We start from the raw sequence: 25,040 nt of genomic DNA on the forward strand, positions 1-25,040 counted from the left end.
TCGTAACAGACCTTAATTCTGTGAAATTAAGGGTGTTATGAATCTTTTTTTATGGGATTCGTCACCAGAGACAGCGTCATTCGGGTCTTGACGGCGCTTGAAAAAAGCCGTTTAATAGAATCATTAGAAAATGGAGTGATTATGATGAGTGAGATTGAAACAGCGACGTTTGCTGGCGGTTGTTTTTGGTGCATGGTCCGGCCATTTGATACGTTCCCAGGCATTAAAAAAGTTTTGTCCGGATATAGTGGTGGTACGGTGACAAATCCGACCTATGAACAGGTTAAGGCGCAACACACGGGGCACACTGAGGCGGTTAAGATTTGGTTTGACCCCGCAGTCGTTAGCTATCGGCAGTTAGTTGATTTATATTGGCAGCAAACGGACCCAACCGACGATGGTGGTCAGTTCCAAGACAGGGGCTCGAATTACCGGCCAGTGATCTTCGTGAACAGTGCGGCCCAGTTGGCTGTGGCTCAAGACTCCCGGGCGGCCCTACAGGCACGGGAACAGTTTAGCAAGCCCATCGTGACTAAGATTCAAGTGGTTCAACCGTTCTTTGTGGCTGAGGAACGTCATCAACAGTTTTACCGGAAGCAGCCGGAACGCTTCGAACAAGAAGAGGCTGGCGGTCGGGCAGCGTTTGTTGCTGCTAATTGGTCACGGGACTAGCAATCGGGAATGGGATTAATTGCGGGGGTTTTCGATCTTGGGTAATCATTTGGTCTAAAGATTAAAAGTCGCTAAGAGCCCGCGGGTTGGCGTGGCCGTCAGCCTAATAAAATGCTATACTAGGCCGAGCAAAGCGTCTACTAAGGAAAATGTTTCGTGTGTGTGATGGCTGAAATTGGTCTAAGCGATACGTGACATCAAAAAATAAGTGAGGTCTGTTTTTAAATCATGGATGATGTTCAGCAGTTGTTAAAACGACACACATATATGGCAAAGTTTTCGGTTGCCTTCTTCTATGGGGTGTTGGTCTCCATTGCGGTGAACTTTTTTTGGACACCGGGTCATATCTATTCTTCCGGGGTTACTGGGCTGGCACAATTGGTTAACACGTTAACTGCCGGGCTGGGTGCCTTTCATATCAATACCGGGTTAGGGCTGTTCCTGATTAACATCCCCATGTTTTTCCTGGCATGGAAACAAATTGGTAAGTCCTTCACGGTCTTTACGTTTATCTGTGTGCTCTTTGCGTCGGTCATGATTCGGGTGATTCAACCCATTCATTTGACCAGCGATCCGATTATTTGTGCGATCTTTGGGGGCGCCGTCAACGGCTTTGGGACCGGTTTTGCCTTGAAAAATGGAATTTCTACCGGTGGTTTGGATATTATTGGCATCGTCTTACGGCGCAAGACTGGTCGGAGCATGGGGACCATTAACATTGCGTTCAACAGTCTGATCGTATTGAGTGCCGGGTTCGTTTACGGCTGGCCTTATGCACTGTATTCTGCATTGGGACTGTTCGTCAACGCCAAGGTAATCGACATGACCTTTACGCGGCAACAGCGGATGCAGGTCATGGTTATTACCGATCGGCCGAAAACGGTGATCGATAGCATTCAAAACCACCTTCGACGAGGCATTACCATTGTCCATGGGGCCGAAGGGGCCTACCATCATGATGAAAAAACGATTCTATTTACGGTCATTACCCGTTACGAGATGGATGAACTGGAGTCAGCCATGACTGAGGCTGATCCAAAGGCGTTTGTCAGCATTTCGGACACGGTGAAGATCTTAGGACATTTCTACGAACCTAAATGGTGATTTTTTCACCGATCGACTGGTCTTCCACGCGGAGGCTGGTCGATTTTTTTTGAAAGTAACTAAAGGTTGAAAGTTTGGAAACCGTTGTCAAACCAAGACTAGTGAAGCACTATAGACTTAAAATTAGTCTCACCCAGCCACCTGCGGCGGTCAGAGATTCCGCCTGCTGTGGGGAACGCCTGCGGCCTGAGAAGCGGTCCTCCGGCTCGGTTTGAAGCCTGGAAAACCACTAGTCTTCAAACTCGTCCCACGCTGTAAGCCGAAAATCGGCTAACACCGTCGACACAGCTGGCTACACCTCTGACCGCCTCCGGTTAAACGGGTTCTTGGAAACTAAGCTAGCTTAGGTGTTTGAATGACGTCACTTACTCAGTACTTTTAGCGCGCCACTAGGTAGCCGAGAGTGAGCTAAATTTGGACTAAGCCGTGGGATTTTCAAGTGTATTTCTTGAAAATGGCGACTTGAAGACGTGCTTTTCGGCTTCAAGCGAGGGGCAAGACCGTCCTTTGGCTTGTCCCGTCCTTCCCACCGTGTTTCAGTCCAAATTTGGCGAACGGTAAGGCGGGCAATTCCCCACTATGTCTGACTAAATCCCAATACCTAATCCTTGTTGCATCAGGTATAGTGGATGTTTCAGTACTTTCAACCTTTTGAAAGTAATAGAACGTTGGAATCGTTTAAAGGCAGTTGAGCGGGTGGTTTTTCCAGATTACAGCACAGGTGACTTTGGCGGCTCGGATTTTTCGTGGCTTCAAATCGAGCGAGAAGCCCGCTCTTGGGCTGAAGCGTCCCCACAGCAGGCGGAATTCCTGACCGCCGGAGTAGGACCAATTTAGAAGAGGTTGGCGCTGGCTACAGTTGGTAGCTGGCAAGATTTCCAAAGAAATTTGGGGTCGAATACTTAAAGGTTCTTAAAAATCCCTAGGTTCACAGGGTAGATGTGGTATAATTCTCGATGTTATGGGCAGCGAAAATAAGTGATATTGGTGATTAACGTGAAAGAGATTTATTTATGGTTGATCCGGCTAATGTCGTTTCTGAGTGCGGGCCGTCGGCAAACCGATGTGGTCTACTTAATGAGTTTTACGGACAATCTGCCGTTCATTAAGGCACTCGCGGCGGCACTTCCCGCCGGACAACGGTTGGTAGTCTATTATCGGCCGGAACACGAGGCCTCGGCAACCAACTTGGCAGCGGTGGGCATCGTCACGCGACCGTTGCGGGATAACCTGCAATTTGTCATGAAGGGCATTCCCCAGATTATGCGAGCGCGAGTCCTGTTTTGCGATAATTACTACGCCTTCTTGGGGGGCTTGAGGCACCCCAAAGGCATGCGTATCGTGCAGGTCTGGCATGCCGCTGGTGCCATCAAGCGGTTTGGGTGGGACGACCCCACGACCGCCGAACGGTCAAAGAGTGATCAACGACGGTTCCAAGCGGTTTATGATCAGTTTGATGAGTTCGTGGTGGGTTCTGCCGCCATGGGTGAGGTGTTTGCCCGGAGTTACCGGGTGGCTCCTGAACGCATGCAAGAGCTTGGGTATCCGCGGTCTGACCGTCTACAAGACGTCGGTTGGATCACTCGCACCAGGGCACGGGTAACCCGGTTGGCACCGGAGTTAGCCGGCCACCGCGTAATTTTGTACGCGCCAACGTACCGCGAGGGTGTCACATTTACGCCACCAACGGGGTTGGGTGCGGCTTTGGCCGCTGATCCGGACTCACGGGTGGTCGTCAAATTGCACCCAGCTTTGCGCGCTAAGGCGACCGCCTTACAGCGGGAACTGGGAGACCAGGTGGTGGTGGCTCAGCATCTGAGTACAACGGATCTATTGACTGTGGCGGACACGCTCGTCACGGATTATTCGTCCGTCGCGTTTGACTACAGCTTATTGCCAAACGCCCACAGCCTGTTATTTTTCCTGTACGATTTGGAAGAATATACGCGTAATCCGGGGGTGCAGGCGGATTTGCAAGACTGGTTACCGGGTCCCGAGTTGCGGACCTGTGAGCAACTAGCCACGGCGATTCGTGCGGACCAACCGACAGATTTAACTGAATTTAATCTTCATTGGAATAGTGCCAATGACGGCGCGGCCACGCAACGTGTGATTGACCGTTATGTGGCACTATTATCCGATTAAACTAAAGGAGTGCAGTGCCTTGAAAGAGGTCATGACCTTATTTAAAGAACAGATTTCAAGTATCGGGATTATTTTTCGGATTTCTCGTTACGAGGATCAAGCAAGTTACCAAAGCCATTATTTAGGTTTAGCTTGGGAATACTTATACCCCCTGATTCAAATCGGGATTTACTGGTTAGTCTTCGGTGTTGGGTTGAAACATGGTCAACCATTGAACGGGGTGGGATACCTGCCTTGGATGGTGATTGGGATTACCCCCTGGTTCTTCATGAACCGGGCAACGTTGGATGCGTCTAAGAGTATCTACCAACGGGTCAACATGGTTGCCAAGATGAAGTTTCCAGTCTCAGCGTTGCCGACGATTAAAGTGGTCAGCAACCTCAGTTCTTTCTGGACGATGATGGTTTTCTCCATCTTTATCGGTTTGCTGAATGGTGTCTATCCACAAGTTTCTTGGTTACAGTGGATCTACTACTTCTTCGCCATGATTTGCTTGTTAGTGGCGTTAGGTGTGTTGAACTCTTGTATCAGTGTCCTGGTTCGTGACTACCACATCCTGTTACAATCCGTGATGCGGATGTTATTCTACGTGTCCGGTGTGCTGTTTAACTTTGTGACTACGTCCTTCCCGGCACCATTCGTGCATTTACTAGAATTAAACCCGTACTATTACATTGTTAATGGGTTCCGGGAATCCTTTATTGGGACCGGCTGGTTCTGGCAACATCCAATGTTGACGCTGGAATTTTGGTCCTTCGTTTTCTTCGTGCTGTTGATTGGGTCACACTTGCATTACAAGTTCCGATCACGGTTCGTCGACTTAATTTAATTGAAAGGAGCAACCTCAAATGGCTAAAGGTTTACAAGGTATCATTCGGTCATTGAAGCTTGTTGCTCGCTGTGGGCTCATCGTGTTGAACGATGGGCTTATTTGTTTACCAATCAAACGGCAACAAGTCATCTTTGAAAGTTTTAATGGCAAGGACGTCAATGACAATCCAGCCGCAATTTATCGAGAGCTGGTGCGAGAAGATCCCGCGTACGCGCAGACAGCCTATTTCAGTGTGAAACCCAGTGAATATGCGAGCTTACACGCTAAGTATCCTGAAATTAAGTTGGTCAAGCGCTTTACACCAGGTTGGGTTGCGCTGATGGCTCGGGCAGAGTTTTGGGTCTTAAATTCACGGCTGCCTAACTGGTGGCACAAAAATCGGCGGACTACGACGATTCAGACCTGGCACGGAACGCCCTTGAAAAAATTAGGGGCCGACATCGAACACGTCGCAATTCCCGGAACTACCACGGCAGCCTATCATCAAGAATTTGTGACGGCCGCGCAACGGTGGGATTACCTCATTGCCCCTAACCAATACTCACAAGATATTTTCAAATCGGCTTTTGGGTTTCGCAACCACGCTTTAGCAATCGGCTATCCCCGTAACGATGTGCTATACACAACCAGTGACCAGCAAATTATGGCGATAAAAGCGGCGCTCCTCGGGCCGGTTACTGGACCAGTGGTCACTTATGCCCCAACCTGGCGTGATGACATGGCGGTTCGGCCGGGCGTCTATCAGTTTGACTTGCCATTTGATCTGGGTGAATTCTTCCAACACGTTCCCGCGGGGACGCACCTGGTTATTCGACCCCATTACCTGGTAAAGGATGCCATTGATATTCGTGGTTTTGAGGATTGTGTCACGGTACTGGCGGACACGGACATTGCGCAATTGTATTTGATTTCAGATCTGCTGATTACGGACTACTCGTCGGTCATGTTTGACTTCGCTAATTTAAAACGGCCGGAGCTGTTCTTTGCCTATGACTTGGCACACTATCGTGATCAGCTCCGCGGGTTTTACTTTGATTATGAAAAAGAAATTCCGGGACCGTTGGTGACCACGGCGACGGCCTTTTATCAACGACTAGATGATTGGGCAACGGCCGGTGAGTTTACGGGTTTTGCGGACCGTCAAGCCGCTTTCTATCACAAGTTCTGTGAGTGGGAGGACGGAACAGCAAGTCGGCAGGTAGCACAGATTATTCTTCACGGAAGGGATGCAGAGTAATGGCTGAATTTTTAATTGGATCACACGTTAGTATGAAGGGTAAGGACATGTTGTTGGGTTCAGCCCAAGAGGCGGCTAGTTTCGGTGAAAATGTCTTCATGGTTTATACCGGGGCACCTCAGAACACACGGCGTAAACCCATTGAAGAATTGAATATTGAAGCGGGTAAGGCGTTCATGGCGGATCATCAGCAGCGGGCGGTCGTCGTTCACGCGCCATACGTGGTCAACTTAGGCAATACGACCAAGCCGCAAAATTATGGCTTTGCTGTAGAATTTTTAACGGCCGAGGTCAAACGGGCAGCGGCCATTGGCGCCACTCAGATTGTCCTGCATCCAGGGGCCCACGTAGGTGCCGGCGCCGACGTAGCCATTGCGCAAATTGCGAAGGGACTTGACGAAATTCTTGGTTCAGCCAAGGAACCAGTCCAGATTGCGTTGGAAACTATGGCTGGCAAGGGAACCGAAGTTGGTCGCACCTTTGAGGAGTTAGCGGCCATTATGGACGCCGCTGCGGCCAATGACCGGCTGTCAGTCTGCTTTGACACCTGTCATACTAGTGACGCCGGTTACGACATTGCTGGTGATTTTGACGGGGTTTTGCGGGAGTTTGACCAGGTCATTGGGTTGGACAAGTTGAAGGTGATTCACCTGAACGATTCCAAGAACCCTCAGGGGAGTCACAAGGACCGGCACACCAATATTGGCTTGGGAACACTGGGGTTTGACGTGTTGAATGGCGTGGCCCATCATCCCCAATTGACGTCAGTACCGAAGATCATGGAGACGCCTGTGATTGGACCAGACCGCAAGCATGGGGTCAATCCTCATGGTTATGAGGTTGCCATGCTAAAGGCTCAGCGGTTTAATCCGGATTTAGAAGCGGATGTTTTAGCTGAGAAGCCGGTCGATGCATTTTTAACGCGTTAGTAATGTAGGATAAACGATTCATTTTTTTCGTAGGAGTAGGAAAAGTAGGGAGAGAAATTTAAGATGAAAAAAGGTGTCGATGCGCCATTAGTGCCAATCGTGTTTTTACTAGTTGGTATCGTGGGGACGGTGGTGGCAGTTACTTCTGGGGAGTGGACTAACTACCTTTTTCCACTGGCTCTGTTCTTGTTTGCGGGTATGTATTTGTATACGTCGTTGTGGGGAAAATATAGGCTTATCAAGCGAGTAGTTGCAGAAATGCAGCTTGGTGGCCATGAGCGGGTACTGGATCTGGGGACAGGTCATGGGGCTTTTCTATTGGAGATTGCTCAACGGTTAAGTGTTCCGGGAAGCGTGATTGGTTTAGACATTTGGAAACGGGGCGACCAATCAGGCAACGCAATGGCGGAGACGCAGCAGAATATTGATCAAGCTGGTGTTAGCGACGTCAGTGAGTTGGTGACCGGAGATATGACTCGTCTGCCTTTCGAGGATAATTATTTTGATGAAGTTGTGGCGAGTCTCTCGATTCATAACGTGAAACCCAAGGCTAGTCGCCAACAAGCGATTGCTGAGGCCTACCGAGTTCTGAAGCCAGACGGCCACCTGGTGATCTTGGATATTGAACACGTCAACGAATATCGGAATCAATTGGGTCAACTTGGTTTGAGGGCAGTTAGTGTCCGACATGCTGGCCTCGATGGTATGTACGCGTTGCTGAGTACGCGAGTCTTAGTAGCTAAGAAGTAAGTTAGCGCTGGGACGCATCGATTCTAATTGAGTAGTGATAGCAAAAAAGGAAAAACGTTTGTGACTAGTTTCGGTCACAAACGTTTTTCCTTTTTAGAAGGCTAATCGGCTAAAGGATGAGGAATCAAGTCGTAATCCACACTTTCCATAATTAGTGTGGCAGTTTCTTCAATCGACTTGTTTGAGACGTCGATTACTAGGCACCCAATCTTCTTGTAGATTTTCTGAGCGTAGTCCAACTCTTCACTGATCTTCTTAGTATCGGAGTAGGCACTGTCCGCAGGTAGGCCGTAAGACAACATCCGTTCCTGACGAATCTTTCTGAGTGATTCCGGCTTGTTGGTCAGACCGAAAATTCGTTTGGGGTCGACCTGCCACAGTTCGTCTGGAAGCTGCGTAGTAGGACCTAACGGCAGGTTGGCGACCCGTAAGTTCCGGTTGGCCAGGAACAGAGACAACGGTGTCTTAGACGTCCGTGAGACCCCGAGAATGACGATGTCAGCCTTAAGAAGACCAGTGGGGTCCTTACCGTCATCGTAGGTCACGGCGAACTCCATGGCGGCAATACGGTCGAAATACGTATCATTCAGGTTGTGGACCAGTCCGGGAACGCCCTCGGGTTCCAAGTTGGTGGCCTGACGCATCACGGCCATGGCTGGCTGGATGCAATCAAATTGTTGTAATTGATTGGTGGCAGCGAATTCACGGACGCGCTTGCTGAGTTTGGCATTGACCAGAGTATGGAAAATCATGGCCCGCTGTTTCTTAGCGAGGTTGAGGATACCATCGAGAATCGAGTCCGTCTGAATGAACGGGAAGCGTTGATAGCTAGCTTTAATCGTGGGAAACTGGGAGATAGCAGTTTGCGCAACGGTCAGGGCCGTTTCACCTGAAGAATCGGAAACGATGAAGATATTTATCTGTGGCATGGCGAGCAACTCCTCTAAACGTTTTCTTCTAGTTTAACCCGTCTACGAAATCGGTTCAAATTTTATTGCCAGCGTTATTGACGCGGTTTGGCTGTTTATGTATAATAGTTAAGAACCGTTACGCCGGTGGAGAGATTCCAACCGACGTTATTACTTGTGCTCGGAGGGAGGGAATTTTATATGGCAAAGACAGTCGTTCGCAAAAACGAGTCTTTTGACGACGCTCTTCGGCGCTTCAAACGTACGGTTTCCCGTAGCGGTACTTTACAAGAATACCGTAAACGTGAATTTTACGAAAAACCAAGTGTGAAGAAAAAGTTAAAATCAGAAGCTGCGCGTAAGCGTAAAGCCAAGAAGAAGCGTTTCTAATAGCTCTTTTTGCAAGTTAACGAAAAAGCCTCAAGGTCTTCGGACCCTGAGGTTTTTTTGTTGCCATTTTAGTGATTCTTGGTCAGTTAGTTAATCGTTACCAGAAATAATTTTATAAACAAGTTGCGAATATATATGCAGAACTAATCCGCGTTAGTTAACACAACTTTACCGATCATTCGGTTAGTTTCCACCAGGGCGTGAGCGGCTCGCATGTTGGCCGCATTGATGGGCGTCAATGTTTTGTTGAGGGTGGAGACTAAGGTACCGGCGTCTAGCAGTTGGGCGACGCGCTCCAAAATTTGGTGCTGACTGATCATGTCCGGGGTCTCAAAGTAGGACTTGGTGTACATCCATTCCCAGGCGAAGGTCGCACGCTTGGTTTTCAACGCCTGCAGGTCGAGCGGACTATCGGTCTTTCCCGTGATAGAGACAATGGTGCCACTGGGCCGAATCAGCGACACGATTTCTGACCAGTGTTGGTTCAAGTTACTCAGTTCCAGAATGTAATCCACGGTTGGGTAGCCTAAGGCTTGGACTTGAGCAACCAAGTCTTGACGATGATTGACGACTGCATCTGCCCCATGTGCTTTGGTCCAGGCAATCGTTTCGGGGCGTGAGGCCGTTGCAATGACCGTCAATCCAGCTAAATGGGCCAACTGGGTGGCCATGGAACCCACGCCACCCGCACCGTTGATTACCAGTAAAGTCTTACTGGCGTTGGCTTGGGGGGTGTCGACCTGCAGATGCATTTGTTCAAAGAGGGCTTCCCACGCGGTCAAGGAAGTCAAGGGGACTGCTGCAATTTCTGCGGGGGTCAATTGTGTGGGGGCGTGGCCGACGATTCGTTCGTCCACGAGGTGGTACTCACTGTCCGTTCCTGGCCGTTTAAACGAACCGGCGTAAAAGACCTGGTCGCCTGGTTCAAAGAGGCTGACCGCCGAGCCAACCGCCTCTACGGTGCCGTACGCGTCCCAGCCGATAACCTTAGGCTGGTCGAGTGGGTCCGTGGTGCCCCGGCGAACACCAGTGTCCACGGGATTGACGGACGTTGCAATGATTTTGACCAGGATGTCGTGACCAGTGGGTATTGGTTTGGGTTCAAAAAATTCGATGAAACTTTTTTCATCTGTAAGTGGCAGGTTCTGCGTGAACCCGATGGCCCGCATGTCTGACATAACAAAACTTCCTTTCGGTTTGACTGAGGGGTGAAAGTGACGCCATTTTGTTGATTTAAGCTAATCTTGGCAATAAGGAATGACTATATCTGACAGAGATTTAAAACTTTCTATTTGCTATTGTAACAGTCTGTGTTTCATAATATTGAACTAAAGGTCGAAGGCTCGAAAATCAATATCAAACCAGGAATAATAAGGCGTTATAGGCTTCAAGCGAGGGGCAAGACCGTCCCGTCCTTCCCACCGTGTTCCAGTCCAAATTTGGCGAACGGTAAGGCGGTAAGTTTCCACTATTGTGAGTTCTCACGGCAAGGATAGCATGAAAACTGGGACAATCCAATTGAGAAGGATAACTTTACCTGACGCTAGCGCAGATAAGGTGTAAACTTATCTTTAACAATGAAATTTTAGGAGGAACTACAATGAGTTTAGAGACCCAACTCAACACTGATTTAAAGACGGCCATGAAGGCCCACGACAAGCTTTCCTTGAACGTTATCCGCATGATGAAGGCGGCTTTGACGAACGAAAAGGTCAAAGCTGGTCATGACTTAACGTCTGAAGAAGAGTTAACGGTGGTTTCCCGCGAGTTAAAGCAGCGGAAAGAATCCATGACAGAATTTGCCAAGGGTAACCGGGATGACTTGGTTGAAGGTGTGAAGGCAGAAATTGAGATCGTTGAAAAGTATGCGCCAAAGCAGTTGAGCGCTGATGAAATCACGAAGATCGTTGCCGACAGCATTGCTAAGGTCTCCGCTAGTGGTATGGGTGACTTTGGTAAGGTCATGGGTGCCGTGATGCCTCAGGTTAAGGGGAAAGCCGATGGCGCCCTGGTTAACCAGACCGTTAAAGCCCAATTGAACAAGTAAAGTTTTTCGATCGCTGCGAATCCGTTTCGTAGCGATTTTTTTGCCAAGTGAGGAGGGGCACTCATGACATTAACTTATCAGCGGGTTCAGACGCCCAGTGATGATCAGTACACCTTACTTTTACTGGCTGACCCCAGTCAACGATTGCTTGCATCGTATGTTCCCAAGAGCCACGTGTATGCCGCCAACGATCGGTCAGGGCTAGCCGGAATGTTAGTCTTACGGTCACGGTCTAATCAGGTCATAGAAATCATGAACGTGGCCGTGACACCAGCTAAACAGCATCAGGGCTATGGGCGAGCGCTACTCACGTTTGCTCGGCAGTGGGCGATTGAACGGGGCTATCGGACAGTTCGAATCGCCACCGGAACGACTAGTCTGTGGCAGCTCTACCTTTATCAGCAATGTGGCTTTCGGGTGGTGGCGGTTGAGCGGGACTATTTCACTGCGAACTACAGCCAACCCATCGTGGAAAATGGCTTGGTATTACGGGATCGGCTAGTCCTAGAATTGCCAATTACATTGCCGCAATTACCCATTAACGAGCAGTAGGACGCGCCGTTGAATGGCTACCGAACGAGTTTTCACGCGCAATCCTTTTACAATCCCCGGTGTTATGCTAAAATTTGAGTATCAGTAACGTCAAAAATAAAGACAAAGGAGCCACCGTATTTGACTGAGAACGCGACGATTGAAAAAGAATATATTTTGGAGCGACCAGAGGACGAAGCTGCCCTGTTGGGGGCTCAGGATCAATTTGTGACCTTGCTTGAAGAGGGACTGAACGTCACCATCAAGCCCTTTGGAAATTCAATCAAAGTTGCTGGGGCCGCTGAAGCGGTCGACCACACGTTGGCTATCTTACGCAACATGAGTGACCTCCTGGCTAAGGGCATTAAATTAAATAGTGCTGACGTCATCAGCGCCATGAAGATGGCGGACAAGGGGACGCTGACTTACTTTAAAGACTTTTACACCGAGACCTTGATCAAGGATGCCAAGGGTCGGGCCGTGCGGGTCAAGAACTTTGGCCAACGCCAGTACATTGATTCCATCAAGCACAACGACATTACCTTCGGGATTGGACCTGCCGGGACCGGGAAAACGTATCTGGCCGTGGTTATGGCGGTGTCCGCGTTAAAGCACGGGGATGTGGAAAAATTGATCATTACCCGCCCAGCCGTTGAGGCCGGTGAGAGCCTGGGCTTCTTACCCGGTGACTTGAAGGAAAAAGTTGATCCATACCTGCGGCCAATCTACGATGCGCTGTACGCTATCCTGGGGGCCGAGCATACGACGCGGTTGATGGATCGTGGGGTCATTGAAATTGCACCACTGGCCTACATGCGTGGGCGGACGCTGGAATCTGCGTTCGTTATCTTGGACGAAGCCCAAAACACGACGAACATGCAAATGAAGATGTTCCTGACGCGGCTGGGTTTTGGATCTAAGATGATTGTCAACGGGGATATTTCACAAATTGACTTGCCACACAATGCTAAATCGGGGTTGATTCAGGCCCAAAACATTTTACAAAACGTGTCGCACATTAACTTTGTGACCTTTAACGCGGATGATGTTGTTCGGCACCCAGTGGTTGCCCGCATCATTAATGCTTATGAGGCCAACGATACTAAACCAAATGGAGCTAAAAAATAATGGATTTAGAGATTTTTGATAAAACTGCTAACGGTGTTCCAGACAAGCACGTCACGATGATTCGTGAGGTGTTGGAATTTGCCGGCAAGTACATTAAATTGGCAGAAAACACGGAAATGTCCGTGACGTTGATGAATAACGAAGACATTCATCGAATCAATAAGGAATACCGGGGCGTTGACCGTGCAACCGACGTCATCAGTTTTGCGATTGAAGACGACGATGACGAGGATGAAGAGTTCCCGCTGGTCATGGACGAAGAAATGGCTGCTGAAATTCCTGAAAACATTGGTGATATCTTTGTTTCGATGGATAAAGTTGAAGAACAAGCGGAGTACCTGGGCCATTCCTACGAACGGGAATTGGGTTTTCTCGTGGTCCATGGTTTCTTGCACCTGAACGGCTACGACCACATGAAGCCCGAAGATGAAAAGGTCATGTTCAAGTTGCAGGCCGACATTTTAGATGCCTATGGCCTCAAGCGATAAGCAAACCGGGAAGAATCGGGCCTTTAAGCAATCGTTAGGCCACGCGTGGGATGGTCTCCGGGCCCTGTTTCACTATGAACGAAACTTTCGTAAACACTTGGCGGTCGGCAGTTTGGCCATTATTGCCGGGTTGTTCTTACGACTGACGCTGAATGAGTGGTTATGGTTGGTACTGGCCATCTTCTTGGTCCTGATTGCCGAGACACTGAACACGATTGTAGAAGCGGTCGTCGACTTAGTGGTGGGCCAGACTTATCACGATTTAGCCAAACGCGCGAAGGACGTTGCCGCGGGTGGCGTCTTAATGGCAGCCATCTTTGCCGTCATTGTTGGGGCGTTAGTCATGTTGCCAGCGCTAGGCCGCTGGTTCTAATTGGAGGAAATTATGGATAATCCAGATTACAAATCAGGTTTCGTCGCCATTGTTGGGCGGCCAAACGTGGGGAAATCAACGTTTTTAAACCGGGTGATCGGGCAAAAAATTGCCATCATGTCGAACACGGCACAGACGACTCGGAACAAGATTCAAGGAATCTATACGACTGATGAATCTCAAATCGTTTTCATCGATACGCCGGGGGTTCACAAACCTAAGAGCAAGTTGGGTGACTACATGGTGCAGTCAGCCATGTCAGCGTTAAACGAAGTCGATGCCGTTTTGTTCATGGCCAACGCTGCTGAAAAGCGGGGAGCCGGGGACAACTTTATTATTGACCGGTTAAAGAACGTGAAGGCCCCCATTTACCTGTTGATCAACAAGATCGACCAAGTAAAGCCGGACGATTTATTACCAGTCATGGAACAGTACCAAAAGGCGTTGCCATGGAAGGCAGTTTATCCAATTTCTGCGTTGGAAGGGAATAACGTTGATGAACTGTTGACGGGATTAGTCGACCAGATGCCAAATGGCCCACAGTACTATCCAGCTGATCAAGTGACCGACCATCCAGAACGTTTCGTGGTCAGCGAATTGATTCGGGAAAAAATCTTCATGTTGACGCGTGAAGAGGTACCCCATTCAGTAGCCGTCGAAATCGAAAGCATGAAGCAAAAGGACGAGGATCACGTCCGCATTGAGGCCACTATCATCGTTGAACGTCCCACCCAAAAGGGGATTATGATCGGTAAGGGCGGTAGCATGCTTAAGAAGATCGGGACGATGGCGCGCCAGGATATTGAGCACTTACTGGGTAGTAAGGTTTACCTGGAAATCTGGGTCAAAGTGCAACCAAACTGGCGGGATAAGGCGAGCCTCTTGAAGTCTTACGGTTATCGTAAGGACGACTTATAAAGAGCGGGTTAACCTAACTGCAGTGCATTTAAATTTAAGTTAGAAAGTAGGGAGGATTCGTGGCGCGGAATGTAACTGATTTTCACGGCATCCTCCTTTTTCGTCGGGACTATGCTGAGCGCGATTTTTTAATCAAGTTTCTTACGCAGGAGTTTGGTAAAAAGATGTTTCTGGTGCGGGGTGCTAAGAAGCGTGGATTTAAAATGGTAGCGGATATTTTGCCATTTACCACGGGGAGTTACGTTGGTGACATTGCCGACGATGGTCTATCTTACATCCGGACGGCCCGCGAGACCAACCAATTTCAAAATATTAGCACGGACATTTTTAAAAATGCCTACGCCACGTACATCATGAGTCTGGTTGATCAGGCTTTTCCGGACGGGCAACCGTTGCCAACTTGGTATCATCGAGTACAACGCGCGCTTACGCTGATTGACGATGGGGTCAACGCCTCGATCGTCACCAATATCATGGAGATTCAGTTGATGCCGGCGTTTGGGGTGGCGCCACAATTGCAGGGGTGTGCCATCTGTGGTCGCAATGACCTGCCATTCGACTACTCCGAAAGTTATGGTGGCTTGCTCTGTCAGCAGCATTGGCAGATGGACCCACGGCGATTGCATCTGGCGCAGCGCACAATCTACTATCTTCGCCAATTTTCGGTGTTAGATTTGGATAAGTTACACACCATTAATGTGAAACCGCAGACGGAGCACGCCATGCGCCAGTTAATGAATGAAATTTATGACAGTCAGATTGGGGTGCATCCCAAGAGCAAACGGTTCTTGGATCAGATGCAATCCTGGTCGGCGCGCTTGACGATGCCGCCGCAGGAGTCGCCGGACGATTCGGCAGACTAGCTGTCGTCTGGCAGGTAGTTTAGCAAGATAAAATTAGAGTTAGCTCTGTAAAACCACTTTGGTTTTACAGAGTTTTTTTTGCGATGATATTTTGCTGATAAAATTTCCACAAATTGTGAGTTTTGTCCAACGAATATTAGACCATTCTAATAGTTATATGCCTAGCGACTGACTGTCAAGCGGCCCCTGTTCTCATTGTCGAGGACGGTTACGACATAGGGCGGATGGTTTCCCCCGTTGGATAATCCCTTGCCTGGAATTTCAAATCAATCGTGCTACCATGGAAAATATAAGGTCACAACTTGTTAGAAAATTAACCTTTAAATCCAGGGTTTTTGAAGTAGAGGAAAAGGTAAAGGGAAGAGTTAAGTATGCAGACCAATAATCAGCAAGAACAACGACATGAACATGGGATGCGTCAACAGTTGCTGTACGCCGGCGTGACTTTGGCCGCCTTGAGTACTGGGCTGATGGTCGGTGCACATTCAGCTCAAGCGGCCACGGTTGCCGAGGATTCGAGCTTAGTAGCGCAGAAAAATGCAACTAATCAGGAAATGCAAGAACAGTCAAGTGAGGAGCAGCCAGATTCTGAGGGTAATCAGATTAGCAGTCAAGCTGTCCAAAAACAGGCCACCAGCAGTCATGTAACCCCCAAACAGAGTGCCGCTGCGCCGGTGAGTCAAGCAGCTCAGCCTGCAAGTAACGTGGAACAGCCAGTGGGTTCCGGTGCGACGGAGACCCCGGCAAAGCCTAAGCCATCGTCCGTATCACCACAGCCAGTGAAGGCTGCTGATACAGGTACAGGTGAACGGAGAAATTCAGTTGCAGATTTGACTAAATTTAGTCGTTCACGATTAATGCCGCGAATGATGGCAGTACCGGCCATGGCTGATGTGACGACACCCAGTGGTGCCGCTGATGAGGCCACGACGGATGATGAGTTTACCTATGCGTTAAACGCAACTGGTGATGGGTATACCATTACTGGTTATACGGGTAACGCGACGGCTATTGTCATTCCGGATACCCACCTCAACGATGAAGGCAAAGCAATCAATGTATCGGCAATTGCTGAGAACGTTTTTAAAGGACGCAAATTGACGAGTTTAGTCATGGGCGCGCACGTCGCCACGATTGGCCAGGCGGCGTTTGAAGATAATTTACTGTCGACCATTGATTTTTCTAAAAATAAAAGTGATCTTTGGGGAATTAGTGCGAATGCTTTTGCAGATAACAAATTAACTGGAACGTTGACGTTACCCGCTTCCATTACTCAGATTGGTGAGAACGCCTTTGCTGGTAGTGCTGCTAACGATGGGTCTGGGAATCAACTGACTGGTGTTGATTTCGGCGACAATTTGAAGACCGTTCAGATTGGGAAAGGTGCTTTTGCGTATAACAGTTTGAAGAATCTGGTACTTCCTGTGGGCACGACTACTATTGGTGAAATGGCTTTTGCCAATAACCAATTAGCATCAGTGTCTTTGGGTACCCAATTGACGACAATTGGCGCTAGTGCCTTTAATTCAAATCTCTTGACCACGGTCAATTTACCTGACCTCGTGACAACTGTTGGCTCGAATGCTTTTTATCAAAATCAATTGACCAGTATTCATTTGGACGATGCGTTGATAACGATTGGGGCGGGGTCCTTTGAGGATAATCAATTAGTCAGTATCGTGATTCCTGACAGTGTTACGACAATTGGTGAATCAGCATTTACCAGTAATGAAACGTTAACTAACCTAACTTTAGGAAAAATGGTTAATACGATTGGAGCAACCGCTTTCGCTGGGGATGCGATTACTGGTAATCTATTTATTCCTGACTCGGTGGAGACTATTAGTCAGTCAGCTTTTATGGCAAACCAAATAACCGGACTAACTATTGGTGATGGGGCATCTAAACTGGTGACAATTGATAACCAGGCTTTTCTTGGCAATCCAACGTTGACAGGTGCCTTGATTCTCTCAGATAAGATGTCCTTTATCGGCAGCAATACTTTTGTCGGTGATTCTCTCACGTCGATTGACTTTGGCAAGTGGCAGAAAGGGCCAAATGGTGAGGCTACAATTGGTGATAGTGCCTTTTCTGGCAACCATTTAACCGGAACACTGACCCTGGCGGATGGCATTCAACACATTGGGTCGGCTACTTTTGCTGGTAATCAGCTGACTGGGGTCAAGCTCGGAACCGATTTACTTACGATTGGGGCATCCGCTTTCGCAGCAAACAACCAGCTGACAGGAACGTTGACCATTCCGGATCTAGTGACGAGTATTGGCGAGTATGCCTTTACTGACGGTAAGCTCACGGGGCTTATTTTGGGTCAAAAGGTGGATTCCATTGGGTCATCTGCTTTTGCTGAGAATCAGTTGGCGGGAACGCTGGAGATACCTGATAGTGTCAAGAGTATTGGGGACTCAGCCTTTGCTAGCAACAAGTTACGAGCTCTTCAACTGGATGGCACTGTAAATAGTGTTGGAATTGGTACCTTTGCCGGCAACGATTTACAGAAAATTCAGGCGGCTCAGCCGGTGACTAATCTCGGTGACTACGCCTTAGCTGGCCAAAAGACGTTAGCTGTTACCATGAACAAGTCCGGTAATCAATTAACTGGGGTTCGTGCCGCAATTGCCAAGCAACTACAATTGCAGAACTTTAATTTAACGGATCCCATGATTTTTAAACTGGGCGATACGCCAGTTACGTATGATTTCAAAACTGATTCATTAACATTGCCGGCGGGCGTTACGGGAAATAGTTTAACGCTGTCACTATCGAGTGGAACAACTGGTGATGCGACAGACCATTCCGGAAACTATGGGGTGGATGCCCTAACGTTGAGTTGGTCCGTACCGGGCAGTGGAACGGATCCGACGACGCCAACGACACCGACGGAGCCAACTGATCCGGTCACGCCAACGACACCAACCACGCCTAAGAAACCGACTAAACAGCCCAAACCAGGTAAGAAGCCTCAGAAACCGGCGACTCCTAAGGTACATCAACACCGAACAGGGGATACGAAGCGAGCGGGTCAGCAACAAGTCTTTACCTACACGGGTTCCGTTGGAGGTAAAGGAACGCAACAGGGGTTGAAGCCCACCACATGGTCTTATGGCCGACAAGCGTCCAGCTTAAATGTTCGTTCTACAATCAGTGGGCTAGAGCACCTAGATAATCAGAATCAGTTGCAATCGCAATTACCGCAAACCAGTGAGCGGACGAGCTACTGGTCAGTAATTGGTGCGACATTATTAGGCGCATTAAGTTGGCTAGGCGTAGGCGAACGTCGGCGGCGTCATTAGGATGTTCACAAGCACTTGTAAAATGTCTTGGATAAAGTCGTAAATTCAAATGGTCGTCAGATTATTCTGACGGCTTTTTTGTGCCATATAGCAGTTATATTGGTAGATACTTCAATACTACCCGGAGTTACTTTGCAAAAATAAATGAGTTTCAGTGAACCTTACTATTTTGAAAACAAACCAGGTCTTTCAAAATTATACAGCTAGCTGTATAATAAATGTAAGAGGTGAGCAATATGGAAAGTGAAGGACTGGTAACGTGGAAGCTAGTCTTACTGGGAAGGAAGATTCGACATAAGCGGAATCTATTTGTCCGCCAGTTAGATTTAACTAGCGAGCAGGCGGACGCGCTCCGATTCTTTGAGGATCACCCACAGCACACGATTTCGGATTTTAAAGACCAACAACAAATTACTCACCAAACGGCTAGGCTTATTGTAAAACGGTTAGTCGACCGGGGCCTGCTAGTTCTTGACCCTAATCCGAACGATGGGCGCGCCAAACTAGTGGGGTTTACCGCCGCTGGTTTGGCCAAGTGTCAACAGCTTGATGACCATATTAAGGCCACGAGTCAGGAATCATTTGTTGGTTTTTCACAGGTTGAGCAGCAGGCGTTACTTAAGATGCTTGCCCGAATTGATCAAAACTTGGAAAGAAGCTGAAGTTGTTTGAAAACTCGTTTATATACCAAAGATGTCGTCTTAGTGTTAGCCGCCAGCTTCTTCTTCCTCATGAGTCCCATGCTGGTCAATCCCATCATTGCCGGATTTTCCAGCAACGTGGGTGCGAATAGCGTCTTGGCGGGGGTCGTCGCTGGGATGATGAACCTGACGTCGCTGGTGTTGCGACCGGTCGCAGGTAATCTGACTGACCGCTTCTCTAAGTATCGGCTCACGTTGATTGGGGGCAGTCTGATTCTCGTGGCGTGTGTCGGTTACGGGTTAACCACTGCCGTACCCTTGATCATGTTCTGGCGAGTTGTCAACGGGGTGGGGTACACGCTGTGCTCAGTTTGCATGGCCACTTGGATGGCTAGCCTATTGCCACCGGATCGAATTGGTTCGGGGATGGGAATCTATGGAATCGCTAATGCCCTGGGTATGGCAGTCGGTCCGGCCGTCAGTGTCTACCTGTACCACCACTATGGGTATCGGAGTATTTTCTGGGTCGCAGCCGGCTTCATCACGTTACTGCTCATCACGATTCAGTTCGTGGGAGACCGTAGCGTGCCTCATCCGGACTATCGAAATACCAAGGAAAAACAGCCGAAGCTACGGTTGGTTCAGCCGAAAGTGGTTCCAGTCGCGACTATTTTGTTGCTCTTTTCTTTGCCATACTTTGCGACGATGACCTACCTCGTGAGTTACGTCGACCACCGAGGGTTTGCGATTCCTGCCGGTGCGTTCTTTCCAGTCTATGCGTTGGTATTACTGGCCATGCGGCTGGGCCTGCGGGATGCGTTTGACCACGTGCCCTTCAGAAAATTCTTTTGGATCTGTCTCGGCTGTAATTTCGTTGGTCTGATTGGTCTGACTGAGATGCGTAATTGGCTGATGTTGGTGATTGGGGCTGTAGGACTTGCAGCGGGCTATGGTTTGATGTTTTCCATCTGTCAGGCAAAGTCGTTAACGCTGGTGCCACAGGCGGACCGTGGGCTGGCTAATAGCACGTTTTACATAGGCATTGATCTGGGGATGACCTTAGGGCCAATGTTGGCGGGGGTCATTACGACCTTCCTGCCGTGGGTCTGGCTCTATCCAGTCATGATGATCACGTCCCCACTAATTGTGTTGGTGTACTGGCGAAATCGGCGAGGGCTGGCGTAGCGTTCAGACCTCGGCAGACCGTCAGCATTTCCACTAAAATTATTGACAACCTTTAGCCAGACGACTATCATGAAAATTAGTTAAATAAGTCGATTATGATGAATGAAAAACACAGTGTGCGTTTTCAGCGAGTCCGGGTCAGTGTTAGCCGGGCAGCGTGTCCTGTGGGTTGGCACATTCGGAGTCGTTTCCAAGAAAGCTGCTAGTCATTGACTAGAAGTAGGGTGGAACCGCGAAAATAAAAATTCGTCCCTACGTGAATTTGCCTCGGTGAATTCTCGTAGGGATTTTTTTGCGCTTATTTGTTCAACCAAGTTTCCTTGTGCATCTCACGGAACTTAAATTTAAGGAGGAACTGCACCCATGACAGAAAAACTGTCCATGCAAGCAATTATTTTAAAGTTACAACAGTATTGGTCCGCACAGGGCTGCATGCTGATGCAAGCTTACGATACGGAAAAAGGGGCCGGTACGATGAGCCCTTACACGTTCCTGCGGGCCATCGGGCCAGAACCCTGGAACGCCGCTTACGTGGAACCTTCCCGTCGACCAGCTGATGGTCGTTACGGTGAAAACCCTAACCGGTTGTACCAACACCACCAATTCCAAGTTGTGATGAAGCCATCACCAGACAACATTCAGGAACTCTACTTGAATAGTCTGCAGGAATTAGGAATCGATCCACTCGAACATGATATTCGGTTCGTAGAAGACAACTGGGAAAACCCATCCATGGGTTGTGCCGGTGTTGGTTGGGAAGTTTGGTTGGACGGCATGGAAATCAGTCAGTTCACTTACTTCCAAGTTGTTGGGGGGATGGAGGTTGATCCCGTGACCTCTGAAATCACTTATGGTTTGGAACGACTCGCTTCTTACGTCCAAGATGTCAACTCCGTCTTTGACCTGGAATGGGCCGATGGCGTGAAGTACGGGGATATCTTCAAGGAACCCGAATACGAACACTCCAAGTACAGCTTTGAAGAAAGCAACCAAGACATGTTGCTGCGGCACTTCGATGAATACGAAGCTGAAGCCAAGAAGCAAATTGCAAACGGCTTGGTTCACCCGGCCTACGACTACGTGTTGAAGTGTAGCCATACCTTTAACCTGCTGGACGCGCGTGGTGCCGTCTCCGTTACTGAACGGGCCGGCTACCTCTCCCGTATCCGGAACATGGCCCGTGCCATTGCTCGGGCCTTTGTGGCTGAACGGAAGAAGCGTGGTTTCCCATTAGTTAAGGATGAAAAACTACGTGAACAATTATTAGCGGATCCAGAGGAGGCAAAATAATGGCACACACATTTTTACTTGAAATTGGTTTGGAAGAAATGCCAGCCCACGTGGTGACGCCAGCCATTAAGCAATTGGTCAAGCGGACTGCGGATTATTTAAAGGAACAACGCGTTGACTATACGGACATCAAGCCGTTCTCAACGCCCCGCCGCTTAGCCCTGTTGATCACGGGCTTGGCCGACAAGCAAGAAGACGTTAGTGAATCCGTCAAGGGTCCCGCTAAGAAGATTGCACAAGACGCCGACGGTAACTGGACCAAGGCAGCCATTGGCTTTACCCGTGGCCAAGGCCTGACCCCTGATGACATTACCTTTAAGGAAATCAAAGGGACTGAGTACGTTTACGTCGACAAGTTCATTGCCGGTGAAGACGTGGCCACCATTTTAGCTGGCTTGAAGGATGTTATCACAGCGATGACGTTCCCAACCATGATGAAGTGGAGCACCCACCATTTCCAATACATCCGGCCAATTCGTTGGCTCGTGGCATTATTGGATAGCGACGTGATCCCATTCAGTATCTTAAACGTAACGACCGGTCGGACGACTCGTGGACACCGTTTTTTGGGCAAGGAAGTTGAAATTGCCACGGCAGCGGACTACGAGGAAGACTTGACCCACGAATTTGTGATTGCCGATGCTGACAAGCGTAAGGCTTTGATCAAACAACAAATCGATAAACTGGCTAGCGACAACGATTGGACGATCAACGTTGACGCTGGTTTGTTGGAAGAAGTCAACAACTTGGTTGAATGGCCAACTGCCTTTGCCGGGAAGTTCGACGAGAAGTACCTGACCATCCCCGAAGAAGTGTTGATCACGTCCATGCGGGACCATCAACGGTTTTTCTACGTGCGGGATGCGGAAGGCAAGTTGTTGCCTAACTTCGTTTCCGTTCGGAATGGGAACGACCACGACATCCAAAACGTGGCTGCTGGGAACGAAAAGGTTCTGACGGCTCGCTTGGAAGATGCGATGTTCTTCTACACGGAAGACCAAAAGAAGACGATTGCCGATTACGTTGACCGGTTGAAGTCCGTTAGCTTCCATGACAAGATCAGTACCATGGCTGAAAAGATGAACCGAGTAACCGCCATCGTTGGCGTCTTAGCCAAGCATCTCGGGTTAAACGATGCACAGACTAAGGCCGCTTTACGGGCAAGTGAAATCTACAAGTTTGACCTAGTTACTGGCATGGTCGGTGAATTCGCTGAGTTACAAGGGGTCATGGGTGAAAAGTACGCCTTACTGCAGGGTGAAGACCCAGCCGTTGCGCAAGCTGTTCGCGAACATTACGAACCAATCTCGGCCGATGGTGCTTTGCCAACTTCCGTACCAGGTGCTGTCTTGGCCCTGGCCGACAAGTTTGACAGTATCCTGACCTTCTTCGCTGCCGGGATGATTCCTAGCGGTTCCAATGACCCATACGCTTTACGGCGTCAAGCTACTGGGATCGTCCGAATTGCCACGGATCAAAAATGGTCCCTGCCAATTGATCAATTAGCCCAAGACTTTATCGCAGCCGAAACGCAAGCTAACGTCGCACCTGATTTGGACCAAGCTAGTCAAATCGAAGCCGTTATCGGGTTTGTTAAGGACCGGATTCGGAAGATCCTACGTTCTGCTAAGCAACGCCATGACATCATTGATGCCGTGACAACTGGTTCCAGCAGCGACGTCTTACAGATCTTCACGGCCGCTGACATCTTGGCCAGCCACGCTGACGACGCAAACTTCAAGGACGTGATTGAATCCTTGACGCGGGTCATTCGCTTAGCTCAAAAGGCACCGGCTGAATTAGCTAGTGCCACGGTCGACGCCAATCTGTTTGAAAATGACAGTGAAGGCGCCCTGGATAAAGGTGTGGCAGAAGTTGCGACGGCCGCTGGCAAATCACTGGCTGACTTGTACGCTGCCTTAGCTGACATTCAACCAGCAATTGCGGCTTACTTTGAAGCAACGATGGTGATGGACAAGAACGACGATGTCCGGAACAACCGGTTAACTGAGTTGAGCCGTTTGGCTACCTTGGCCCTGCAATTAGGTGACTTGGATCAACTGATCGTTAAATAATGTGATGAGTACCAGTTAGCAGGTTATTGCCGCCTTGCCGGTCGACCGAGATGGGCTGGAACGGTGTGGGCACAACTTGAAGCCTCGAAATTCACGAGTCTTCAAGCTTGGCCTTATTCTAAGCCTGAGCCCATCTCGGTCGACCTCTCGGCTAGACGGTGGTTCCGTATCAGCTATCAGCTTTAGACTAGGCTGTCACTGTGAAGCAAACTACTCACCAAAGTGTAAAATCAACATTAATAACGCAGTTCTTTTCTCTCTGAGGAAAGGGCTGCGTTTTTACTTACCTGGGTATTCTGATAACTGGACTGCTGCAATCGCTCTAGTATGGAAGATATAAATCGACAAGACGGGGATGAGGGAATGCTTCTACCAAGGTTTAAACGGTTTCAGCGCTATTTATTTTGAAGTCTAAACGGCCACTCTGATCAGTGACATGGCTATCGGTTAAGAGGGGAGATGGTAGCAATGCTGCTACCAAAGATGACAATGAAAAAAATCATCGGCCTGTTCGCAGGTGATTGGATTGTGGTTGCGATACTCTGGCTGGGGATGTTGGGTTCCTTACAATGGGGGCCGGGTCACTCTAGTCAGACTTACCTATTACTGTTAGTTCTGACTGGTACACTGGTTGGCCTCAGTTTAGGCGAATTTTTTTGGTTGAATAAAACGAAATCTCTGTCGAAGAGTCAAAAAATTGTGGCTGATTTGAGTTTGGTTGTGGGCTTGATTGGCCTGTTATTATTGCTATTTCCGCACGCCCTGACTAGACTAACGGTCATTAGTAATCCCAGCGTTTTGGGCCTGATTTGGCTCATTTTGGCGGTAGCTCTAGCATACGTTCCCCGCAATCATTTGGTTGGCATTCGGTTACCTTGGACGTATGACTCAGATCGGGTGTGGCAGCAAACGAATCTTCTGGGCGCTCGTCTTGTTCTCGGGACGGGTTGTCTAACCATTTTAGCCAATGGTCTAGGTGGGCTTAAGTGGGGGATCGGGATGCTCTTGGTTGGCTCGATTGGGATGCTTATCGCGGTGATTCCGTACTCCTTGTGGGTGGTCCGTCACCCTTAGCCACCGGGTAATGGCCTGAGCTATTAAGCTTTTTTAGCGACAGGTTGACCGGAGTAGGGTATACTATACTCAGCTTGACCAGAAAAGAGCCTATAAGTTGACATAGGCTATAATAGGAGTAATATGTATAGTGTATTTTTGCGCACGAA

23 protein-coding genes are annotated in these 25,040 nt (G+C 48.9%); 21 read left to right on the forward strand and 2 right to left on the reverse strand.

Annotation, left to right across the window (positions count from 1 at the left end; all coding sequences use genetic code 11):
- Positions 1 to 144 precede the first annotated feature (144 nt).
- The 7 genes from msrA to EKM87_RS01710 all read left to right on the forward strand — a co-directional run bounded on the left by msrA (position 145) and on the right by EKM87_RS01710 (position 7,669).
- Complete coding sequence (gene msrA / locus EKM87_RS01680; RefSeq protein ID WP_125681180.1) at positions 145 to 672, forward strand: peptide-methionine (S)-S-oxide reductase MsrA; 528 nt, start codon at positions 145 to 147, stop codon at positions 670 to 672.
- Positions 673 to 900: 228 nt separating this feature from the next.
- A complete protein-coding gene (locus EKM87_RS01685) occupies positions 901 to 1,776 on the forward strand; it encodes a YitT family protein (protein WP_125681182.1) in 876 nt (291 codons plus the stop codon).
- 987 nt (positions 1,777 to 2,763) lie between these two features.
- Entirely contained in the window at positions 2,764 to 3,921 is a 1,158-nt protein-coding gene (locus EKM87_RS01690; RefSeq protein WP_125681184.1) for a CDP-glycerol glycerophosphotransferase family protein, read from the forward strand.
- Between the two features lie 19 nt (positions 3,922 to 3,940).
- Complete coding sequence (locus EKM87_RS01695; protein WP_125681186.1) at positions 3,941 to 4,750, forward strand: ABC transporter permease; 810 nt, start codon at positions 3,941 to 3,943, stop codon at positions 4,748 to 4,750.
- A 19-nt stretch (positions 4,751 to 4,769) separates the two neighbouring features.
- A complete protein-coding gene (locus EKM87_RS01700; RefSeq protein WP_125681188.1) occupies positions 4,770 to 5,990 on the forward strand; it encodes a CDP-glycerol glycerophosphotransferase family protein in 1,221 nt (406 codons plus the stop codon).
- On the forward strand, positions 5,990 to 6,919 hold the full coding sequence (locus EKM87_RS01705; RefSeq protein ID WP_125681190.1) for a deoxyribonuclease IV: 930 nt from the start codon (positions 5,990 to 5,992) through the stop codon (positions 6,917 to 6,919). Before EKM87_RS01700 ends, EKM87_RS01705 begins: the two co-directional genes overlap by 1 nt.
- A 63-nt stretch (positions 6,920 to 6,982) precedes the next feature.
- Positions 6,983 to 7,669: a class I SAM-dependent methyltransferase gene (locus EKM87_RS01710; protein ID WP_125681192.1), complete on the forward strand. Its 687-nt coding sequence runs from the start codon at positions 6,983 to 6,985 to the stop codon at positions 7,667 to 7,669.
- 101 nt (positions 7,670 to 7,770) lie between these two features.
- On the opposite strand, the gene EKM87_RS01715 is transcribed toward EKM87_RS01710, so the two are convergent.
- Positions 7,771 to 8,598 carry a pyruvate, water dikinase regulatory protein gene (locus EKM87_RS01715; RefSeq protein WP_125681194.1) on the reverse strand — a complete coding sequence of 276 codons (828 nt, stop codon included), beginning with the start codon at positions 8,596 to 8,598 and terminating at the stop codon, positions 7,771 to 7,773.
- Positions 8,599 to 8,778: 180 nt separating this feature from the next.
- Here EKM87_RS01715 and rpsU point away from each other — a divergent pair, with 180 nt between their 5' ends.
- Positions 8,779 to 8,967: a 30S ribosomal protein S21 gene (gene rpsU, locus EKM87_RS01720; protein ID WP_011667518.1), complete on the forward strand. Its 189-nt coding sequence runs from the start codon at positions 8,779 to 8,781 to the stop codon at positions 8,965 to 8,967.
- Between the two features lie 143 nt (positions 8,968 to 9,110).
- Here rpsU and EKM87_RS01725 read toward each other — a convergent pair whose 3' ends face one another.
- Positions 9,111 to 10,145, reverse strand: a complete 1,035-nt coding sequence (locus EKM87_RS01725) for a zinc-binding alcohol dehydrogenase family protein (protein WP_125681196.1) — start codon at positions 10,143 to 10,145, stop codon at positions 9,111 to 9,113.
- 422 nt (positions 10,146 to 10,567) lie between these two features.
- On the opposite strand from EKM87_RS01725, the gene EKM87_RS01730 reads away from it, so the two are divergent.
- The 13 genes from EKM87_RS01730 to EKM87_RS01790 all read left to right on the forward strand — a co-directional run bounded on the left by EKM87_RS01730 (position 10,568) and on the right by EKM87_RS01790 (position 24,891).
- On the forward strand, positions 10,568 to 11,014 hold the full coding sequence (locus EKM87_RS01730; RefSeq protein WP_125681198.1) for a GatB/YqeY domain-containing protein: 447 nt from the start codon (positions 10,568 to 10,570) through the stop codon (positions 11,012 to 11,014).
- Between the two features lie 63 nt (positions 11,015 to 11,077).
- The gene (locus EKM87_RS01735; protein WP_125681200.1) at positions 11,078 to 11,566 is read left to right on the forward strand and encodes a GNAT family N-acetyltransferase; all 489 of its coding nucleotides are present in this window, start codon (positions 11,078 to 11,080) and stop codon (positions 11,564 to 11,566) included.
- A 120-nt stretch (positions 11,567 to 11,686) separates the two neighbouring features.
- Positions 11,687 to 12,673 (forward strand): PhoH family protein, encoded by a 987-nt coding sequence (locus EKM87_RS01740; RefSeq protein WP_125681202.1) that lies wholly within the window; start codon positions 11,687 to 11,689, stop codon positions 12,671 to 12,673.
- Positions 12,673 to 13,161, forward strand: a complete 489-nt coding sequence (gene ybeY / locus EKM87_RS01745) for an rRNA maturation RNase YbeY (RefSeq protein WP_125681204.1) — start codon at positions 12,673 to 12,675, stop codon at positions 13,159 to 13,161. Before EKM87_RS01740 ends, ybeY begins: the two co-directional genes overlap by 1 nt.
- Positions 13,145 to 13,534, forward strand: coding sequence for a diacylglycerol kinase family protein (locus EKM87_RS01750; protein ID WP_404819645.1), 390 nt, complete (start codon positions 13,145 to 13,147; stop codon positions 13,532 to 13,534). The genes ybeY and EKM87_RS01750 overlap by 17 nt, the downstream gene beginning before the upstream one ends.
- A gap of 12 nt (positions 13,535 to 13,546) precedes the next feature.
- A complete protein-coding gene (gene era, locus EKM87_RS01755; RefSeq protein WP_125681208.1) occupies positions 13,547 to 14,452 on the forward strand; it encodes a GTPase Era in 906 nt (301 codons plus the stop codon).
- Positions 14,453 to 14,511: 59 nt separating this feature from the next.
- A complete protein-coding gene (gene recO / locus EKM87_RS01760; RefSeq protein WP_125681210.1) occupies positions 14,512 to 15,315 on the forward strand; it encodes a DNA repair protein RecO in 804 nt (267 codons plus the stop codon).
- A 371-nt stretch (positions 15,316 to 15,686) separates the two neighbouring features.
- Entirely contained in the window at positions 15,687 to 18,626 is a 2,940-nt protein-coding gene (locus EKM87_RS01765; RefSeq protein ID WP_125681212.1) for a leucine-rich repeat protein, read from the forward strand.
- 236 nt (positions 18,627 to 18,862) lie between these two features.
- Positions 18,863 to 19,288 (forward strand): MarR family winged helix-turn-helix transcriptional regulator, encoded by a 426-nt coding sequence (locus tag EKM87_RS01770; protein WP_125681214.1) that lies wholly within the window; start codon positions 18,863 to 18,865, stop codon positions 19,286 to 19,288.
- A 6-nt stretch (positions 19,289 to 19,294) separates the two neighbouring features.
- Complete coding sequence (locus EKM87_RS01775; protein ID WP_125681216.1) at positions 19,295 to 20,452, forward strand: MFS transporter; 1,158 nt, start codon at positions 19,295 to 19,297, stop codon at positions 20,450 to 20,452.
- 363 nt (positions 20,453 to 20,815) lie between these two features.
- Positions 20,816 to 21,742 carry a glycine--tRNA ligase subunit alpha gene (glyQ, locus tag EKM87_RS01780; RefSeq protein WP_125681218.1) on the forward strand — a complete coding sequence of 309 codons (927 nt, stop codon included), beginning with the start codon at positions 20,816 to 20,818 and terminating at the stop codon, positions 21,740 to 21,742.
- On the forward strand, positions 21,742 to 23,817 hold the full coding sequence (gene glyS, locus EKM87_RS01785) for a glycine--tRNA ligase subunit beta (protein ID WP_125681220.1): 2,076 nt from the start codon (positions 21,742 to 21,744) through the stop codon (positions 23,815 to 23,817). Before glyQ ends, glyS begins: the two co-directional genes overlap by 1 nt.
- A 483-nt stretch (positions 23,818 to 24,300) precedes the next feature.
- On the forward strand, positions 24,301 to 24,891 hold the full coding sequence (locus EKM87_RS01790; protein ID WP_164506406.1) for an SdpI family protein: 591 nt from the start codon (positions 24,301 to 24,303) through the stop codon (positions 24,889 to 24,891).
- Positions 24,892 to 25,040: the final 149 nt, after the last annotated feature.

Source organism: Levilactobacillus yonginensis (assembly GCF_003946265.1).
GTDB classification, from domain to species: Bacteria; Bacillota; Bacilli; order Lactobacillales; family Lactobacillaceae; genus Levilactobacillus; species Levilactobacillus yonginensis.

Coding starts and splice junctions, on each gene's coding strand:
- msrA (WP_125681180.1), top strand. CDS start 145: ATGAGTGAGATTGAAACAGCGACGTTTGCTGGCGGTTGTTTTTGGTGC.
- ybeY (WP_125681204.1), top strand. CDS start 12,673: ATGGATTTAGAGATTTTTGATAAAACTGCTAACGGTGTTCCAGACAAG.
- EKM87_RS01710 (WP_125681192.1), top strand. CDS start 6,983: ATGAAAAAAGGTGTCGATGCGCCATTAGTGCCAATCGTGTTTTTACTA.
- EKM87_RS01750 (WP_404819645.1), top strand. CDS start 13,145: ATGGCCTCAAGCGATAAGCAAACCGGGAAGAATCGGGCCTTTAAGCAA.
- EKM87_RS01730 (WP_125681198.1), top strand. CDS start 10,568: ATGAGTTTAGAGACCCAACTCAACACTGATTTAAAGACGGCCATGAAG.
- rpsU (WP_011667518.1), top strand. CDS start 8,779: ATGGCAAAGACAGTCGTTCGCAAAAACGAGTCTTTTGACGACGCTCTT.
- EKM87_RS01685 (WP_125681182.1), top strand. CDS start 901: ATGGATGATGTTCAGCAGTTGTTAAAACGACACACATATATGGCAAAG.
- EKM87_RS01735 (WP_125681200.1), top strand. CDS start 11,078: ATGACATTAACTTATCAGCGGGTTCAGACGCCCAGTGATGATCAGTAC.
- glyS (WP_125681220.1), top strand. CDS start 21,742: ATGGCACACACATTTTTACTTGAAATTGGTTTGGAAGAAATGCCAGCC.
- EKM87_RS01725 (WP_125681196.1), bottom strand. CDS start 10,145: ATGTCAGACATGCGGGCCATCGGGTTCACGCAGAACCTGCCACTTACA.
- EKM87_RS01770 (WP_125681214.1), top strand. CDS start 18,863: ATGGAAAGTGAAGGACTGGTAACGTGGAAGCTAGTCTTACTGGGAAGG.
- glyQ (WP_125681218.1), top strand. CDS start 20,816: ATGACAGAAAAACTGTCCATGCAAGCAATTATTTTAAAGTTACAACAG.
- EKM87_RS01715 (WP_125681194.1), bottom strand. CDS start 8,598: ATGCCACAGATAAATATCTTCATCGTTTCCGATTCTTCAGGTGAAACG.
- EKM87_RS01700 (WP_125681188.1), top strand. CDS start 4,770: ATGGCTAAAGGTTTACAAGGTATCATTCGGTCATTGAAGCTTGTTGCT.
- era (WP_125681208.1), top strand. CDS start 13,547: ATGGATAATCCAGATTACAAATCAGGTTTCGTCGCCATTGTTGGGCGG.
- EKM87_RS01790 (WP_164506406.1), top strand. CDS start 24,301: ATGACAATGAAAAAAATCATCGGCCTGTTCGCAGGTGATTGGATTGTG.
- EKM87_RS01765 (WP_125681212.1), top strand. CDS start 15,687: ATGCAGACCAATAATCAGCAAGAACAACGACATGAACATGGGATGCGT.
- EKM87_RS01705 (WP_125681190.1), top strand. CDS start 5,990: ATGGCTGAATTTTTAATTGGATCACACGTTAGTATGAAGGGTAAGGAC.